This is a genomic window from Rhodoplanes sp. P11, from assembly GCF_964266735.1.
GTDB lineage: Bacteria > Pseudomonadota > Alphaproteobacteria > Rhizobiales > Xanthobacteraceae > Rhodoplanes > Rhodoplanes serenus.
This window is the reverse complement of record NZ_CAXWGY010000019.1, coordinates 215021-232436: the sequence shown is the minus strand read 5'-3', so window position 1 is coordinate 232436 and position 17416 is coordinate 215021. Positions and strand designations below refer to the sequence as shown.

At 69.2% G+C, this 17416-nt stretch carries 17 protein-coding genes; 11 read left to right on the top strand and 6 right to left on the bottom strand.

Features of this window, described 5'->3' with window-relative positions:
- Positions 1-86: 86 nt before the first annotated feature.
- From ACFQUV_RS20185 to ACFQUV_RS20165, 5 genes are all read left to right on the top strand, one after another.
- Complete coding sequence (locus ACFQUV_RS20185) at positions 87-1505, top strand: circularly permuted type 2 ATP-grasp protein (protein WP_111384392.1); 1419 nt, start codon at positions 87-89, stop codon at positions 1503-1505.
- An 8-nt stretch (positions 1506-1513) separates the two neighbouring features.
- Positions 1514-2455 (top strand): alpha-E domain-containing protein, encoded by a 942-nt coding sequence (locus ACFQUV_RS20180; RefSeq protein ID WP_129608218.1) that lies wholly within the window; start codon positions 1514-1516, stop codon positions 2453-2455.
- 34 nt (positions 2456-2489) lie between these two features.
- Positions 2490-3317: a transglutaminase family protein gene (locus ACFQUV_RS20175; protein ID WP_129608217.1), complete on the top strand. Its 828-nt coding sequence runs from the start codon at positions 2490-2492 to the stop codon at positions 3315-3317.
- 200 nt (positions 3318-3517) lie between these two features.
- Entirely contained in the window at positions 3518-4264 is a 747-nt protein-coding gene (locus ACFQUV_RS20170) for a peptidase (RefSeq protein WP_111384398.1), read from the top strand.
- Between the two features lie 90 nt (positions 4265-4354).
- The gene (locus ACFQUV_RS20165) at positions 4355-5158 is read left to right on the top strand and encodes an SDR family oxidoreductase (protein WP_129608216.1); all 804 of its coding nucleotides are present in this window, start codon (positions 4355-4357) and stop codon (positions 5156-5158) included.
- A gap of 18 nt (positions 5159-5176) precedes the next feature.
- On the opposite strand, the gene ACFQUV_RS20160 is transcribed toward ACFQUV_RS20165, so the two are convergent.
- The gene (locus ACFQUV_RS20160; RefSeq protein WP_129608215.1) at positions 5177-8158 is read right to left on the bottom strand and encodes an ATP-binding protein; all 2982 of its coding nucleotides are present in this window, start codon (positions 8156-8158) and stop codon (positions 5177-5179) included.
- 221 nt (positions 8159-8379) lie between these two features.
- Positions 8380-8754, bottom strand: coding sequence for a cyclophilin-like fold protein (locus tag ACFQUV_RS20155; RefSeq protein WP_129608214.1), 375 nt, complete (start codon positions 8752-8754; stop codon positions 8380-8382).
- Positions 8755-8968: 214 nt separating this feature from the next.
- On the opposite strand from ACFQUV_RS20155, the gene ACFQUV_RS20150 reads away from it, so the two are divergent.
- Positions 8969-10219 (top strand): NupC/NupG family nucleoside CNT transporter, encoded by a 1251-nt coding sequence (locus ACFQUV_RS20150; protein WP_129608249.1) that lies wholly within the window; start codon positions 8969-8971, stop codon positions 10217-10219.
- 16 nt (positions 10220-10235) lie between these two features.
- On the opposite strand, the gene ACFQUV_RS20145 is transcribed toward ACFQUV_RS20150, so the two are convergent.
- The 3 genes from ACFQUV_RS20145 to ACFQUV_RS20135 form a co-directional block, all read right to left on the bottom strand.
- On the bottom strand, positions 10236-11018 hold the full coding sequence (locus tag ACFQUV_RS20145) for a 3-hydroxybutyrate dehydrogenase (RefSeq protein WP_129608213.1): 783 nt from the start codon (positions 11016-11018) through the stop codon (positions 10236-10238).
- A 133-nt stretch (positions 11019-11151) separates the two neighbouring features.
- A complete protein-coding gene (locus ACFQUV_RS20140; protein ID WP_129608212.1) occupies positions 11152-11571 on the bottom strand; it encodes a 5-carboxymethyl-2-hydroxymuconate Delta-isomerase in 420 nt (139 codons plus the stop codon).
- 12 nt (positions 11572-11583) lie between these two features.
- Positions 11584-12642: a tripartite tricarboxylate transporter substrate binding protein gene (locus ACFQUV_RS20135; RefSeq protein ID WP_207211408.1), complete on the bottom strand. Its 1059-nt coding sequence runs from the start codon at positions 12640-12642 to the stop codon at positions 11584-11586.
- A gap of 104 nt (positions 12643-12746) precedes the next feature.
- Here ACFQUV_RS20135 and ACFQUV_RS20130 point away from each other — a divergent pair, with 104 nt between their 5' ends.
- Positions 12747-13670, top strand: coding sequence for a LysR family transcriptional regulator (locus ACFQUV_RS20130; protein WP_165363811.1), 924 nt, complete (start codon positions 12747-12749; stop codon positions 13668-13670).
- Between the two features lie 39 nt (positions 13671-13709).
- On the opposite strand, the gene ACFQUV_RS20125 is transcribed toward ACFQUV_RS20130, so the two are convergent.
- The gene (locus tag ACFQUV_RS20125) at positions 13710-13979 is read right to left on the bottom strand and encodes an usg protein (protein ID WP_111386241.1); all 270 of its coding nucleotides are present in this window, start codon (positions 13977-13979) and stop codon (positions 13710-13712) included.
- A 351-nt stretch (positions 13980-14330) separates the two neighbouring features.
- Between ACFQUV_RS20125 and groES the strand changes: the two genes are divergently transcribed.
- The 4 genes from groES to ACFQUV_RS20105 form a co-directional block, all read left to right on the top strand.
- Complete coding sequence (gene groES / locus ACFQUV_RS20120) at positions 14331-14645, top strand: co-chaperone GroES (RefSeq protein WP_111386229.1); 315 nt, start codon at positions 14331-14333, stop codon at positions 14643-14645.
- Between the two features lie 119 nt (positions 14646-14764).
- Positions 14765-16402, top strand: coding sequence for a chaperonin GroEL (groL, locus tag ACFQUV_RS20115; protein WP_129608210.1), 1638 nt, complete (start codon positions 14765-14767; stop codon positions 16400-16402).
- Positions 16403-16583: 181 nt separating this feature from the next.
- On the top strand, positions 16584-17144 hold the full coding sequence (locus ACFQUV_RS20110; protein WP_129608209.1) for a Uma2 family endonuclease: 561 nt from the start codon (positions 16584-16586) through the stop codon (positions 17142-17144).
- An 85-nt stretch (positions 17145-17229) separates the two neighbouring features.
- Positions 17230-17416: helix-turn-helix domain-containing protein (locus ACFQUV_RS20105; RefSeq protein WP_378395563.1), on the top strand; the 187-nt coding region annotated here is incomplete at its 3' end.

The following is a 17416-nucleotide window of genomic DNA, read 5'->3' as shown; positions in this document are numbered from 1 at the left end:
TCGCTTTCAGACAGGGCAGCCCAGCGGCGGATAGGCTTCGCCGGGGGCAGGCACCGGCGTGGGACGCCGTCGGGGACGAGGGGGGTATGGCGGACTGTTTCGACGAGATGCGGGGCGCGAATGGCGAGATCCGTCCCGCCTATGCGGGACTCGACGCTTGGTTGCGGGATCTCGAACCCGACGTGCTCGAGCAGCGCCGGCAGGAGGCGGAGCTGCTGTTCCGCCGCATCGGCATCACCTTCGCGGTCTATGGCGAGGCCGACTCGACCGAGCGGCTGATCCCCTTCGACGTCATTCCGCGCATCCTCGGCGCCGCCGAATGGGACCTGCTGCGGCGCGGCCTGACGCAGCGTGTCAAGGCCATCAATCTCTACCTCAAGGACATCTACGGACGCCGCGAGATCCTCAAGGCCGGCCTCATCCCCGAGGATCTGGTGTTCCAGAACCAGGTGTTCCGGCCCGAGATGAACGCCCAGAAGGTGCCGCACGACGTCTACGTCCACATTGCCGGCATCGACATCGTCCGGGTCGACGCCAAGACCTTCTACGTGCTGGAGGACAACGCCCGCACCCCGTCCGGGGTCTCCTACATGCTGGAGAACCGCGAGATCATGATGCGGCTGTTCCCGGACCTGTTCTCGCGCTACCGGGTGGCGCCGGTCGAGAACTATCCGGACGAGCTGCTGGCGACCCTGAAGTCGGTGGCGCCCGACACCGCGGCGGCCGACCCGACCGTGGTGCTGCTCACCCCCGGCATCTACAACTCGGCCTATTTCGAGCACTCGTTCCTGGCCGACAAGCTCGGCATCGAGCTGGTCGAAGGCCGTGATCTCCTGGTCAAGGGTGGCGTCGTCTACATGCGCACCACCGAGGGGCCGAAGCGGGTCGACGTGATCTATCGCCGCGTCGACGACGACTTCCTCGATCCGCTGGCGTTCCGGCCCGACTCGACCCTCGGGGTGCCGGGGCTGATGTCGGCCTATCAGGCCGGCCAGGTAACGCTCGCCAACGCGGTCGGCACCGGCATCGCCGACGACAAGGCGATCTACAGCTACATGCCGGAGATCCTGCGCTTCTATCTCGGCGAGGAGCCGATCCTCCAGAACGTGCCGACCTGGCGCTGCCGCGACCCCGACGACCTCGCTTATGTGCTGGACCATCTGCCCGAGCTGGTGGTCAAGGAGGTGCATGGCTCCGGCGGCTACGGCATGCTGGTCGGGCCGATGGCCGACAAGGGCCGCATCGCCGCCTTCCGCACCCGCATCGAGGCCGATCCGAAGAACTACATCGCGCAGCCGACGCTGGCGCTCTCCACCTGCCCGACATGGGTCGAGCGTGGGGTGGCGCCGCGCCACATCGACCTGCGGCCGTTCGTGCTGACCGGGCGCGACGCGGTGCGCATCGTGCCGGGCGGCCTCACCCGGGTGGCGTTGCAGCGCGGCTCGCTCGTCGTCAATTCCAGCCAGGGAGGCGGCACCAAGGACACTTGGGTGCTCGACACGTAGGCGTGGTCATGCTGTCTCGTACCGCCGACAACATCTACTGGGTGGCCCGCTACGTCGAGCGCGCCGACTATCTCGCCCGCATCCTGGAGGTGACGCTGCGCCTCACCGCGCTGCCGCTCGCCTATGTGGGATCGACCAACGAATGGGAGTCGGCGGTGGCCACCGCCGGCTGCGGCAAGGCGTTCCACGCCCGCTATCGGGAGGCGAGCGAGGACAGCGTCAAGGAGTTCCTCGCCTTCGCGCCATCCAACCCGTCGTCGATCCGCAACTGCATCGAGCTCGCCCGCACCAATGCGCGGGCGGTACGCACCGCGCTGACCAGCGAGATGTGGGACGTGATCAACGGCGCCTGGCTGGAGCTGAAGCGCTTCGACAACGCGCCGGGCTCGCGGGAGGAGTTCGTCCGCTTTCTGCGCTGGGTGCAGGAGACCTCGCTGCGCTTCGACGGGTCCGCCTACCGCACCATGCTGCGCAGCGACGCCTATTGGTTCTTCCGGCTCGGCGTGAACATCGAGCGCGCCGACAACACCGCCCGCATCCTCGATACCAAGTACCACCTGCTGCTGCCGGCCCACACTCATGTGGGTGGGCCGCTCGACTACTACCAGTGGGCCGCGATCCTGCGCTCGGTCTCCGCGCTCACCTCGTATCACTGGGTCTATCGCGAGAGCCTGAAGCCCTGGCTGATCGCCGACCTGCTGATGCTCAATCCCAAGATGCCGCGCTCGCTGGCGAGCTGCTACGACAACCTGGTGCGCTACTGCGACGACATCGCCGAAGCCTACGGCCGCCAGGGGCCGGCCCAGCGCAAGGCGCGCGGCATCCACACCCGCCTGTCGAACCTGAAGATCGACGAGGTGTTTCAGAACGGGCTGCACGAGTTCATCACCGAGTTCATTTCCGACAACAACGAGCTTGGCGGCGCCATCTCGCGTCAGTATCTGATGTGAGCAGCCCTCCCTGTCGCGTCCGGACCGCCCGCCCATGCGCATCCGCGTCTCGCACCAGACCGCCTACCGCTACGACACACCCGCCAGCCGGGTGATCCAGATCCTGCGGATGACGCCGCGCCCGCACGACGGCCAGCACATCGTGCGCTGGCGCATCGACGTCTCGGCGGACTGCCGGCTGACCACCCAGGAGGATGCGTTCGGCAACATCACCCATGCGTTCTCGGACGACCTGCCGACGGACCATCTCGAAATGCTGGTCGAGGGCGAGGTCGACACCCAGGACACCGGCGGGGTGGTGCGTGGCACCATCGAGCGGTTTCCGCCGAGCCTCTACCTGCGCGAGACCGCCCTCACCCGCGCCGACCCGCCGATCCGCGACTTCGCCCGCGGGGTCGCCGATACGGCCGCCGACGATCCCCTCGCGCTGCTTCACGCCCTCGTCCAGGCGGTCCATGCCGAGGTGCTGTTCGACACCGACCCGACCCATCCGGCCACCACGGCGTCCGAGGCGTTCAGCCTCCGGCGCGGCGTCTGCCAGGATCTGTCGCACGTCTTCATCGCCGCCGCCCGCTCGCTGGGCATCCCATCGCGCTACATCGGCGGATACTTCTGGCGCAGCGACGGCGTCACGGCCCAGGACGCCGGTCACGCCTGGGTCGAGTCCTTCGTGCCGGATCTCGGCTGGGTGGCATTCGATCCGACCCACGCCATGTGCGCGACCGACGCCCATGTGCGGGTCGCGACCGGCCTCGACTATCTTGGCGCCGCGCCGGTGCGCGGCACCCGCTTCGGCGGCGCCGGCGAGAGCCTCGCGGTCACCGTCCATGTCGAGCAGGCCGCCCAGCAGGTGCAGAGCTGACCGGCGGGACGGCGGCGGGCGCCACGCGGGGCGCCGCATTCCCGCAGCGACTTCATCCCATTGAAACGAATCGTCTCCCAGGGTGGATTAACAGGCCGAGCCTGCGAATGACGGCGCGCGAATCCGCACCGCCGGTGTCCCGCTGATGAGAGATCGAGATGGCGCCGGAGACTGCGGACTCGTGCTGGGGGCATGCCGAGATGACCTATTGCTGTGGAATACTGGTGCGCGACGGCTTGGTGATGATCGCCGATACCCGCACCAATGCGGGCCTGGACAACATCTCGGTGTTCCGCAAGCTGCACGTCTTCACCAAGCCCGGCGAGCGCATCATGGCGGTCGCCTCGGCCGGCAACCTGGCGCTCACTCAGTCGGTCCTGAGCCTGCTCAACGAGGGGCTGGAGAACCCGGAGACCGGCGAGCGCGAGACCCTGATCAACGCCCCCACCATGTTTCAGGCTGCGCAACGGCTCGGCCGCGCCATCCGGCTGCTGGCGCGCACCGAGGGGTCCGCCTTGCAGGCGGCCGACGTCAAGTTCGACCTGTCGTTCCTGTTCGGTGGCCAGATCAAGGGCGACCGGCTGCGGCTGTTCATGATGTACTCGGCCGGCAACTTCATCGAGTGCACGCGCGACACGCCCTATCTCCAGATCGGCGAGCACAAGTATGGAAAGCCGGTGCTCGATCGCGCGATCGGCCACGAGACCGATCTGTACGATGCCCTCAAGGTGGGATTGATCTCCTTCGACTCGACCATGCGGTCGAATCTCAGCGTCGGCATGCCGCTCGACGTGCTGGTGGTGCGACGCGACGACTGCGCCGCCGAGCTGTCGCACCGCATCGAGCCGGACGAGCCCTATTTCCAGGATCTCCGACAACGCTGGTCGATGGCGCTGCGCGCCGCTCACACCAGCATCCCGCGCCCACCCTACCGCCAGGACGGCTGACGCGGCACACTCCGCGCCGCACTGCCGTTCGCGGCACGGCGAACCAGCCCCGGGACGTTCCGTGATGGGACGGCGACACGGAGAACGTCGATGAGCACCGACAGCGACCAGAACCGGGCGGGCACCGCAACGGACGCGCCCGCCAAGGTGGCGGTGGTGACCGGGGCCGGCACCGGCATCGGCCGCGCCGCCGCGCTCGCCCTGATGGAGACCGGGTTCACCGTGGTGCTGGCCGGCCGCCGGCCCGAGATGCTGGCCGAGACCGCCGCGCTCGGCGCCGCCATCGGGGGCAGCAGCCTCCCGGTGCCCACCGACGTGGCCGATCCGGCCTCGATCGCCGCGCTGTTCGCGACGGTGCGCGAGCGCTTCGGCCGCCTCGATCTCCTGTTCAACAACGCCGGCATCGGGACGGCGGCAGTGCCGCTGGAAGACCTGCCGCTGGCCACCTGGCGGGCCGTGGTCGACACCAACCTCACCGGGCCGTTCCTGTGCGCCCAGGAGGCGATCCGCATCATGAAGGCGCAGACCCCACGGGGCGGCCGCATCATCAACAACGGCTCGATCTCGGCCCATACGCCGCGGCCGCTGGCGGCCGCCTACACGGCCACCAAGCATGCCATCTCGGGCCTGACCAAGCAGATCGCCCTGGACGGCCGGCAGTTCGACATCTGCTGCGGCCAGATCGACATCGGCAATGCGGCGACCCCGCTCACCGAGCGGATGGCCTACGGTCAGGGGGTGCTCCAGCCGTCCGGCGACACCATCGTGGAGGCCCGGATGGACGTCGCCCATGCGGGCCGCGCCGTCGCCTACATGGCGAGCCTGCCGCTCGACGCCAATGTGCTGTTCATGACCGTGATGGCCAACCAGATGCCGTTCGTCGGGCGCGGCTGAGCGGCCACGCAGTCCGGATCACGCCGCGGCGTCGCGCTGGTCGAAGGTGCCGGACAGCTCGTCGAGCGCCGCCGACAGAGCCGTCACCAGGGCGTCGAAATCCCCGGTCCGCCCGGCCCGCGCCTCCTCCTCGAGACGACGCGCGAGATCGGCGAGACGCAGCAGGCCGAGCGTGCCCGCCGCGCCCTTCAGGGTGTGGGCCTCGTGCTCCACCACCAGGGCACGGCCGGTCGCGACCCCCTCGCGCAGGCGGTCGATGCGAGCGGGCGAGTCGGCCAGGAAGGTGGTCAGCACCTGGCGGGCTCCCTCCTCGCCGATCTCGGAGGCGATCTCGGCGAACACGGCGGGATCGAGCGCCGGCGGCGCGGCAGGCGCGTCCGGCCCGGGCGGCGCCAGGACGGGCCGTGCCGGCGATGCCGGCATTGCCGGCACCGCGGCCGCCACGTCGCTACCGCCGCCGTGGTCGAGATAACGGCGGATCGCCGCTTCCAGCCTGTCGCGGGTGATCGGCTTGCCGACGAAGTCGTCCATGCCGGCCGCCCGGCAGATCTCCGCGTCGTGCCGGAAGGCGTTGGCGGTCAGCGCGACGATGTGGATGCGGCGTGCGGTTGGCAGCGCCCGGATCGCCCGCGTCGCCTTGAGGCCGTCCATCACCGGCATCATCACATCCATGAAGACGATGTCGTACGGCTTCTCGCGCACCGCCGCCACCGCGGCGGCGCCGTCGGCGACCAGGTCGACCCCGTAGCCCAGCCCTTCGAGCAGCTTCTGGGCGACCAGCTGGTTGGTCGGATTGTCCTCGGCGACCAGGATGCGCAGCGGATGAAGGACGCCGAGCGGAACGGCGGCCTGGCGGAAACCTCCCGACACGGTTTCGGATGCCGGCGCACCCCCGAGAGTCCGCCGTAGCACCTCGTAGGTGAGCGGCTTGCCGAGCACGATGTCGAAGGTGCCGAGCGCCCCCGCGGCACGTTCCTGTCCCGGCGTCGAGGTCAGCAGCGCCAGGCGGGTCGCCGCCGTCATGCACAGCTCCGTGCGCAGCGCGGCGACGAGCTCGTCGGTGGTGGCCGTCTCGTCGACGGCCACCAGGGCGAAGGGACGGGCCGCCACGGCAGCGTCCCACGCCATCGTGATCCCCACCTCGGCCGTGTTGGCGGCGCTCGCCTCGGCGCCGAGCAGGACGAGCTGCCGCACCAGCGCCGAGCGGGACACCGGGTTGCGGTCGATCACCAGGACGCGCGGCGATCCGCCGAGGGCGCCGCCGAGCAGGCTGGTGTCGGCCTCGGGCAGCCCCAGATCGATGGTCACCCGGAAGCTGCTGCCGCTGCCGACCGAGCTGTCGACCGTGATGGTGCCGTGCATGCGGTCCACCAGCCGCTTGCAGATCGCCAGGCCGAGGCCGGTGCCCCCGAAGCGGCGCGACACCGACGAATCCGCCTGGTGAAATTCGGTGAACAGGCGGCTCATGGCGTCGGGCGCGATGCCGATGCCGGAGTCGACCACGTCGATGGCGATGCCGACCCGCCGCACGGTCCGCGACGCGACCACGCCGACGTCGACCGTGACGCCGCCGCGCTCGGTGAACTTGATGCCGTTGTTGAGCAGGTTGAGCAGGATCTGGCGGACCCGTCCGGGGTCGCCGAGCACCCGGCTCGGCAGGTCGGGCGACAGCACGGTGGCCAGCACCAGACCCTTGGCGGCGGCCCGCGGCGCCACCGCCCGGGCCGTCCCCTCGATCAAGGCCGGCAGATCGAAGACGATCTCCTCCAGCTCCAGGCGACCGGCGTCGAGCTTGGAGAAGTCGAGCACGTCGTCGACGAGGTGCAGCAGATGCTCGGCCGACTCGCGCAGCGTCGCGGCGTAGCGGGCCCGTTCGCCCGACAGGCCGCTGTCGAGCAACAGCCCGGCCATGCCGATGACGCCGTTGAGCGGCGTCCGGATCTCGTGGCTCATCACGGCGATGAAGTCCGAGCGGGTGCGCACCGCCGCCTCCGCCGCCACCGTGGCCTCCTCGAGGCCACGTTGATAGCGATAGATCATCGAGATGACGATCAGCATGCCCAGCGTGAGCACCACCGCCACCGCCAGATAAACCAGGCGGCTGTGATCGGCCGCGGCGTAGACCTCGGAGGTGGCGAGGCCGGCGACGACGATCAGCGGCAGGTCCCGGACCTTGCGGTGGCTGAAGATCCGCTCGATCCCGTCGATCACGCTGTGGCCCTGCGAGGTTCCGGTCGGCGTGGCCATGAACTTGCCGAACAGCGCGCTTTCGCCGATCTCGCGCCCCAATGTCGAGGTGCCGCTGCCGACCCAGATCCGAATGATGCCGTCGGTGCCGACCAGCGACAGCATCCCCCGTCGGCCGACCTCGATCGAGTCGAACAGCCGCGTCAGATAGACCGGATCGATGGAGACGACCGCAACGCCGAGAATTCGGCCATCCGGCCCGCTGATGCGGCGGGAGATGTTGATGCTCCACTGATTGCTCACCCGGCCGACCACCGGGCGGCTGATGAACAGGATGTCCTCGGTGCCTTCCAGATGGACCCGGACGTGCTCGCGATCGCGCAGATCGACCCGCGAGGTGCCGGTCGGATCGAGATTGCTGGTGACCAGGCGCCCGGTGCGATCGATCACCGAGATCTGGAAGGCGATTTCGTTGGTGGCACCGGCCCGCGCCCACGGACGGACGTCGAAGCCGGCAGGATCGCGAACATAGACTTCGCGAACGAAACGCAGCGTCTGATCGACACCGGAGATCAGCCGGCCGATATTCTCCTCGAAGACCCGCGCCAGGTTGAGGGTCGTTTCCTGGGCATGGCGCTCGACCGCGCGGCGCTCCTCGGCGATGTCGTAGACCACCACCACCCAGATGGCCGCCACGCAGGCGAGGCCCAGCAAGGTGATTCCGTGCGGCCCCATCAGCCGCGCGACCATGCGCCGGGCCGCCGCGGCGAGCTGCGGCAGCCGGATACGGATATCCTCCCCGAGCCTGAGCATGATGGCGTGCGTCCAGCCCCGTCCGGACCATGGTGGAACGCCGAGGGAGTCCCGGCGGCTCTACGGCATCATGCCTCGGCCGGTGCATCCGATCGGTTAACGGCTCCTCTCCGGGGGGCTACCTCGATCGATTCAAGATTGACGCCGGGTTGCCCAGAGGCCGCGAAAGGCGCTGCCGGTGGGACACGATGAGAGCCGACGGTCACGCTCGGGGGGCGGTCTCAGTCGATCCGTCTCACGAGGACGCGGGTGCCGGGCTTGACGACGGCGAGCCCCTGGACGTCGCCGTCGGCGCGGGCGAACAGGTTGCAGGGCGCTGCCAGGCGGATCTCGCCGTCCTGGCTGATCGGGGTGCGGCCGAACCCGATGGCGATGGCGGGTCCCTCGGGCCAGTAGGCGATCTCGCCGGGCGTCACGATGGCGCGGGCATCGTCCTCGCGCGGAGCCCGTACCGGAACCTCGAAATACACCTCGTCGCCCCAGGTCAGCACCGAGGCCGTGATGGGCAGCGCCTCCAGCACCGCCGCGGCGGTGGGGCTGTCGATCAATGTGGCGTCGAGGGTGAGCAATCCGAAATCGAAGCGGATACGGGCCATGGCGGTTCTCGCTGGCTGCAATGCCGTGACCATACCACGCCTGGGCGTCGCCGCACCGGGTTCCGTGCCGCCCGGATCTCCGTCGACAAGTGCGGTGACGCGCCGGCCGTGAAGCGGTACCAGGACACGGTGGGTCGGACCACTTCGGGGTACCGGCCCATCCGCTCGACCCCACCGTTCCTCCTGCCCGAGACCCCGTCCCATGGCCGATCCCCTGTCCCGTCTGCAATCGGCCCTCGGGCTCCTGGTGTTGCTCGGCCTGGCGCTGGCGATGAGCGAGGACCGCGGCGCCGTGCGGCCCCGCACCGTGGCGGGAGCGCTCGCCCTGACGGTCGGCCTCGCCCTGCTGCTCCTCGAGGTGCCCGGCGTCACCACGGCCTTCGCGGGCGCCGCCGCGGCGGTGGACGCCATCGCGGCCGCCACCCGGGCCGGGACGAGTTTCGTGTTCGGCTATCTGGGCGGCGGCCCCCTGCCCTTCGACCCGACGACGCCCGGCGGCACCTTCGTGCTGGCCTTTCAGGCGCTGCCCATCGTGCTGGTGGTGAGCGCGCTGACCACGCTGCTGTTCCACTGGGGCCTGCTCCAGCCGGTGGTGCGGGCCTTCTCGGTGATGCTGGAGCGCACCCTCGGGATCGGCGGCGCCGTCGGGCTGTCGACCGCGGCGAACATCTTCGTCGGCATGGTGGAGGCGCCGCTGTTCATCCGGCCCTACCTCGCCGCGCTGACCCGCGGCGAGCTGTTCATGGTGATGACCGGCGGCATGGCGGGCATCGCCGGGACCGTGTTTGTGCTCTACGCGACGCTGCTGCGCGAGGCCATCCCGGACGTCGCCGGCCACCTGGTGGTCGCCTCCATCCTGGGCGCCCCGGCCGCCATCCTGGTCAGCCACCTGATGGTGCCGGACCGGGCCGGCCGCGGCACCGCCGCCCCGGTGGTCGCGCCGGCCAAGATCGCCGACGGCACCATGGACGCCATCGTGCGCGGCACCACGGTCGGGCTGGAGCTGCTGCTGAACATCGTCGCCATGCTGATCGTGCTGGTGGCGCTGGTGCATCTCGCCAACGCGGCGCTCGGCCTGCTGCCCGACCTCGCCGGCGCCCCGGTGACGCTGCAACGCGGGCTCGGCCTCGTCATGGCGCCGGTGTGCTGGCTGATGGGCATTCCCTGGGCCGAGGCGGTGACGGCCGGCGGCCTGATGGGCGTCAAGACCGTGCTCAACGAGCTGATCGCCTATGTGGAGCTCGCCCGCCTGCCGCCCGAGGCGCTCGCTCCGCGCTCCCGCCTGATCCTCACTTACGCGCTCTGCGGCTTCGCCAATTTCGGCAGCCTCGGCATCATGATCGGCGGGCTTTCTGCAATGGCGCCCGAGCGCCGCGACGAGATCGTGGCGCTCGGGCTGAAGTCGGTGGTCTCCGGCACCCTGTCGACCTGCGTGATCGGCGCCGTGGTCGGCCTGCTGGCGTGACGCACGGCGCCGGCGCCTACTGGGCGCACCAGCCGCCGTCCATGTTGACGGCGGCACCGCGCAGCTCCGCGCCGGCCTCCGAGCACATGAACACGGCGAGCGCCCCGAGCTGGGCCGGGGTGACGAACTGCTTGGAGGGCTGGCGCTCCGACAGCAGCTCGCGGCGGGCCTGGTCGGCGTCGATCCCCTTGCGTTCGGCCAGCGCGTCGATCTGCTTCTGGACGAGCGGCGTCAGCACCCAGCCCGGGCAGATGGCGTTGCAGGTGATGCCGGTCTCGGCGGTCTCCAGCGCCACCACCTTGGTCAGCCCGACGAGCCCGTGCTTGGCCGCCACATAGGCCGCCTTGTTGATCGAGGCGGTGAGCCCGTGGGCCGACGCGATGTTGACGATGCGGCCCCAGTTGCGCGCCCGCATCTGCGGGATCACCGCCTTGGTGGCATAGAAGCAGGCCGACAGGTTGATGGCGACGACCAGCTCCCACTTGTCGTCCGGGAACGCCTCGACCGGCGCCACGAACTGGATGCCGGCATTGTTAACCAGGATGTCGACTCGGCCGAGTTCGGCGGTCGCCGCCTCGATCAGGCCCGTGGTCTCCGCCGGCTTCGACAGGTCGGCGCCGTTGTAGGCGGTGCGCACCCCGAACTCGGCCGCGATGCCGGTCCTGATCGCCTCGATCTCGGCCGGGTCGCCGAACCCGTTCAGCATGATGTCGGCGCCCTCCGCGGCCAGCGCCCGGGCGATCCCGAGCCCGATGCCGCTCGTCGAGCCGGTCACCACCGCCACCTTACCCTTCAGCATGTCGCTCTCCCCGCCCTGGTGTTTGCCGCAGCGCCGCGAGTGTGCGCGGTCGCGACGGGGCACGCAACCGAGCCGCGGAGCGAGGACAGTCCTCGCCTAAAACGGGATTTCCAGAAATTGGAAGAACTGCCGATCAGGTCACCGGCTCGGCCGGCGCGGCTGGAGCGACCGCGGCTGATGCCCCTGCCGTCACGGGCTCGATGTCGACGCGCAGATAGCGGTCTTTGGGAACATGGTGGAAGAAGACGCAGCACTGCGCCCGGGTGTCACCGATCTCGATCACCGCCCGCTCCAGGCACGACAGCACCCGGGTCGCCATCTGGCGCTCGGCCTCGGCCGGCCGCGGATTGGTGGTGAGGAGCGTGGCGATCACCTGCTCGACCAGGGGATCGTCGCCGATCAGATCGTAGTCGCAGGCCAGCACGCGGCTTTTGATGTCGCCGATCCGGGCAAGGCCGGCCTCGGCCAGCGCGGCATGGAGCGCCCTCAGCACCCGGGGCCAGGCGATCCGCCGGAAGAGTCCGGGCGACAGGGCGATGACGATATGCGGCATGACCGTCCCGTCTCATCCTGCCGTCAGGCCGAGCGCACGAACCAGCGGCTGCCACCGCGCGCTCTCGGACCGGATGAGCATCCGGAACGGCTGCGGGCCGGTCTCGACCGGCTCGGACCCGAGGTCGTACAGCTTTTGCCGCACCTCCTCCCCCGTCACCACACGGGCCAGCGCCTCCTCCAGGCGTCGGCGGATCGGCTCCGGGGTCTTGGCCTGCACCAGGAAGCCGTACCAGCCGGAGACCACCACGTCGTAGCCAGCCTCCTTCAGGGTCGGCACGTCGTCGAGCTGCGAGGGGCGCACGGCCGCCGTGGTCGCCAGCGCCCGCAGGGTGCCACCGCGCACATGCGGGAGGATGTTGACGAGGGCATCGAACATCAGCGGGACATGGCCGCCGATGACGTCGTTGATGGCCGGCGCCGAGCCCCGGTAGGAGGCGTGGACCAGCGGCAGCCCGGTTTCGCGCTTGAACAACTCGCCCGCCAGATGCATCGGCGTGCCGGTGCCGGCCGACGCGAAGGTGGTGCTGCCCTGCTGGCGGATCATCGCCACGAGTTCCGCGACCGTCTTGGTTCCCAAGGCGGGATTGACCACCAGGGCGAGCGGCACCGAAGCGGCGAGCCCGAGCGGCGCGAAATCGGCCACAGGATCGAAGCCGAGCCTCGCATAGAGCGCGCCGTTGACGGCGAACGGCCCGAGGGCACCGAGCACCAGGGTGTGGCCGTCCGGCGGGGCGCCCGCCGCGGCGGCGGTGCCGATATTGCCACCGGCGCCCGGCCGGTTCTCCACGACGACAACACCGCCCAGCTCGGCCGCCAGCCCCTGGGCGACGATCCGCGAGACGGTGTCGGTGGTGGCGCCGGCCGCATACGGGCACACGATGGTGATCGGCTTGGCCGGGAAGCCGGTCTGGGCCTGCACCGGGCGCGACCACGACGCCCCACCGAGGTCGCCGATCAGCGTGCCGGCGAATGTCGCACCACCGGCGCCGAGCAGTGTCCGCAGCAGCGTCCGGCGATCGAGGCCGCGTCGAGCGGCGGGCTGTCTGGCGGTCGTGATGATCCGTGCCACGGCGTGTTCCTCCGGCTCTTCTTGTCCTTTCGAGAATGGGCCGCGCGATTCATGAGAACAAATTCGATGTTGTTTGGCTTTATCATGAGGAATATTTATCGATTATGGCTCCCACCCTGCGTCAGTTTCGGACCTTCCTGGCTGTGGCCCAGACCGGCCACGTCACCCGGGCCGCCCGGCGGCTCGACCTCACGCAGCCGGCCGTGACCCACCAGATCCGTCAGCTCGAGCACGCGATCGGCGCCCCGCTGCTGCGGCGCGACGGCCGGCGGATCGCCTTGACTGCCGAGGGAGAGACTCTGCTGGCGGAGATCACGCCGGTGCTCGGCGCGCTCGAAGCGATGATGGCCCGCGTGCAGCGGCGCACGGCCGCAGCCGAGCTCGCCGGCGTGGTGCGGGTCGCCACTCTCCAGTCCTACAACGAATCCCTGGTGGTCGGCGCCGCCACCCTCCTGATGCGGCGGCATCCCAACATCCGGCTGGTGTCACGCGAGATGGCGGCCGATGCCATCGCGTCGGCGGTGCGCGACGGCGACGCCGATCTGGGGCTGACCTTCCAGCTCCGGCGCAGCACCGGCCTGCGTACGCGCGTCCTGGCGCACGAGCATCTCGTCGCCGTGATCGGGGCCGGCGCCCCGGTGCCGGAGGGCGACCCGGTCGGACTCGCGGCGCTGGCCGGGCGACCGCTCGCCCTGATGCCACGCGAATTCGCGCTGCGGGCGCTGGTGGAGGATCTGGCGGCGAACGAGGGCGTGGCGGTGCGGGCGGCGTTCGAGTCGAGCAACCTGTCGGCGCTGATCGCCTTCGCCCGGGCCAATGGCGGAGTCGCGATCATCCCGCTCCTCGTCGCCCACGGCTGGGGGGACGTGACGGTGCGCCGGCTCGGGCCGGACGGCATCCGCAGCGTCTTGTTGGTCACCAGTCCGATCGCCGAGACGCCGGTGGTGGCGGCTGCCGTGGCGGCCATCGAGGAGACGGCGGCGGCTTGGCCGCGGGCCGGCACGACCCGACCGTCGCCGGCGCAGTGACGGGACGGCCGAGACACGCGGCCGCACCACGTCGGTCTCTCAGTTGAGCCGGAACACGCCGTCGACGGCCCGGATTTCGGCCGGCTTGATCAACCGCGAATGGGCGACCGTGACCGAGTGCAGCGGCCCCTCCAGCTTCTCCTGCCAGAAGTCGAGGAACCGGGTCAGCTCCGGGAAATGCGGATGGAGGTCGTACTCCTGCCAGAGATAGGTCTGAAGCAGCCAGGGATGATCGGGCCGCCGATACAGGATGTGCGCGGTCGTCAGACCGTAACCATGGAGCTGCTTCAAGAAATCCTTTGAAGGCATGTCGTCCCCCATCCGTGATGGAACGGAAATCCTTCCCGGCACTCGCATTCATTGCAAGCGCATTTGGTAAACAAACTGTTCATGGGCGAGGCATGGCAGCCCAATGCGGGGAGTGCTATCAGCGCTTTACTTTTCGCAATGGCGAAATGCTATCGCTAAGCTTCCGGGCTTCCGCTGCACCGCATCGCCGCCCTTGGCAGTCGTCAGCCATGAGTGCCAAATTTTTTCCAAACCCCTCTTGAACGGCTCCGGCATCTTTCCCATGTCGCAACCGGGCTGCCCGGCGCCGCTCGTCCGGCCCGTTGCGCAACCCGCTTTCATCTCTCTGCGACAAGAACTTAGGAGGACAGCATGAAGTTCCGTCCGCTTCACGACCGCGTCGTCGTCAAGCGTATCGAGGCGGAGGAGAAGACCGCCGGCGGGATCATCATCCCGGATACCGCCAAGGAGAAGCCGCAGCAGGGCGAGATCATCGCCGTCGGCCCGGGCGGCCGCGACGAGGCCGGCAAGCTGGTCCCGCTCGACGTCAAGGTCGGCGATCGGGTGCTGTTCGGAAAGTGGTCGGGCACCGAGGTGAAGCTCGACGGCGTCGAGTACCTGATCATGAAGGAGAGCGACATCATGGGCGTTCTCACCGACACCGAGGCCAAGAAGAAGGCCGCCTGACCTCCCCTCGTTCGGAACACTGCCTGCCTGAACGGACCCACTGCCGGATCGAGAGGATCGGCACCGTGGTCTCGCCGGGTCGGGAGAGCGCAACGGTTTCATTCAGGAGCTGACGACAAATGGCTGCCAAGGACGTGAAATTCTCGTCGGACGCGCGCGACAAGATGCTGCGCGGCGTCGACGTGCTGGCCAACGCCGTGAAGGTCACGCTCGGCCCCAAGGGTCGCAACGTGGTGCTGGAGAAGAGCTTCGGCGCGCCGCGCATCACCAAGGACGGCGTCACCGTCGCCAAGGAGATCGAGCTGGAGGACAAGTTCGAGAACATGGGCGCCCAGATGGTGCGCGAGGTGGCCTCGAAGTCGTCCGACATCGCCGGTGACGGCACCACCACGGCGACCGTGCTGGCCCAGGCGATCGTGCGCGAGGGCGCCAAGGCGGTGGCCGCCGGCATGAACCCCATGGACCTCAAGCGCGGCATCGACCTCGCGGTCGAGGCGGTGGTGAAGGACCTGGAGAAGAACTCCAAGAAGATCACCTCGAACGACGAGATCGCCCAGGTCGGCACCATCTCGGCCAACGGCGACGCGGAGATCGGCCGCTATCTCGCCGAGGCGATGAAGAAGGTCGGCAACGAGGGCGTCATCACGGTCGAGGAGGCGAAGAGCCTGGAGACCGAGCTGGACGTCGTCGAGGGCATGCAGTTCGACCGCGGCTACATCTCGCCCTACTTCATCACCAACGCCGACAAGATGCGGGTCGAGCTCGAAGATCCCTACATCCTGATCTACGAGAAGAAGCTGTCGGGCCTGCAAGAGCTGCTGCCGCTGCTGGAGGCCGTGGTGCAGACCGGCAAGCCGCTGCTGATCGTCGCCGAGGACGTCGAGGGCGAGGCGCTGGCCACCCTGGTGGTCAACAAGCTGCGCGGCGGCCTCAAGGTCGCGGCCGTCAAGGCGCCCGGCTTCGGTGATCGCCGCAAGGCGATGCTCCAGGACATCGCCATCCTGACCGGCGGCCAGGCGATCTCCGAGGACCTCGGCATCAAGCTCGACAGCGTGACGCTCCAGATGCTCGGCCGCGCCAAGAAGGTGACGATCGAGAAGGAGAACACCACGATTGTCGACGGTGCCGGCGCCAAGGCCGACATCGACGCCCGCGTCGCCCAGATCAAGGCGCAGATCGAGGAGACCACCTCGGACTACGACCGCGAGAAGCTCCAGGAGCGTCTGGCAAAGCTCGCGGGCGGCGTCGCGGTGATCCGCGTCGGCGGCGCCACCGAGGTCGAGGTGAAGGAGCGCAAGGACCGCGTCGACGACGCCATGCACGCGACCCGGGCGGCCGTCGAGGAAGGCATCCTGCCGGGCGGCGGTGTCGCCCTGCTGCGCGCCACCAAGGCGATCGATCAGGTCAAGGGCGCCAACGAGGACCAGAAGCACGGCGTCGAGATCGTCCGCAAGGCGCTGTCGTGGCCGGCCCGCCAGATCGCCCTCAATGCGGGCGAGGACGGCTCCGTGGTGGTCGGCAAGATTCTCGACAAGACCGAGTACACCGCCGGCTTCGACGCCCAGACCGGCAAGTACGTCAACATGGTCCAGCAAGGCATCATCGACCCGACCAAGGTGGTCCGCGCCGCGTTGCAGAACGCCGCGTCGATCGCCGGCCTGCTCATCACCACCGAGGCGATGGTGGCCGAGCTGCCGAAGAAGAACGCTCCAGCGATGCCGGGCGGTGGCATGCCGGGCGGCGGCATGGATTTCTGAGAAAGTCCATCGCACCGCCGCCCTCCTTTCAAGGGCCGAAGTCGGCTGTAGCCGACTTCGGGCGGCGGCATGGACTTCTGATCCCGCCGCATCGGCTGCGATCCACGAGGCCCGGGCGACAGCCCGGGCCTTTTGCGTTTCGGAGGGGCGCAGTAGACTTCGATCTGCGAACGAGAACGAGATGACCGTTCAGACCCCCGTGCCGATGGACAAGGCGACCTTCCTGGGCTGGGCCGAGCGCCAGGAGGAGAATTACGAGCTGGTGCGGGGACGTGTCGTGATGATGACCGGCGGGCCGCGCGGGCACTCGCAGATTCTCTTCAATCTGGCCACGGCCCTGGATACACGGATCGATCTCGACACATGGGCCGTGCTGCCGGAGTTCGGCGTGGATGTCGGACCGGCGACCATCCGGTTTCCCGACATCGTGGTCGACCCCGCCGGGGGCGCCATGACCGACCGAACCGCGACCGCGCCGGTGCTGATCGCCGAGGTGATGTCGCCCTCCTCCGAGCGCATCGATCTCGGCGACAAGGCGGCCGAGTACCTGCGGCTGCCGAGCCTCGGCACCTACCTCGTGGTGGCGTCGGACGAGATCAAGCTGTGGGTGTGGACCCGCACCGCGACCGGCTTCTCGTCCGGCCCGGTCGTCCTCGGCGACATCGCGGCGAGCGTCGAGGTGCCGGCACTCGGGATCGCTCTTCCGCTGGCCGAGATCTACGCCCGCGTCCAGCTGGACTGATACCAACGGCGTGAGAGGGTGACTCGGGTTTTCGAGGGGTGGTCGGCGTGATTCTCTGAGGTCTCTTGATTCGAGGGAGGCAGGGATGCCGGGGATCACGATCACGCGGAACGACCTTACGGCGACGCAGCTACGGCGTGGGGCGGCGCGGAGCCGCGACGCCAATGCGGCGCGGCGGATGCTGGCGCTGGCGTTGGTGCTGGAGGGAAAGTCGCGGAGCGAAGCGGCCTCGTCGTGCGGGATGGACCGGCAGACGCTGCGCGACTGGGTGC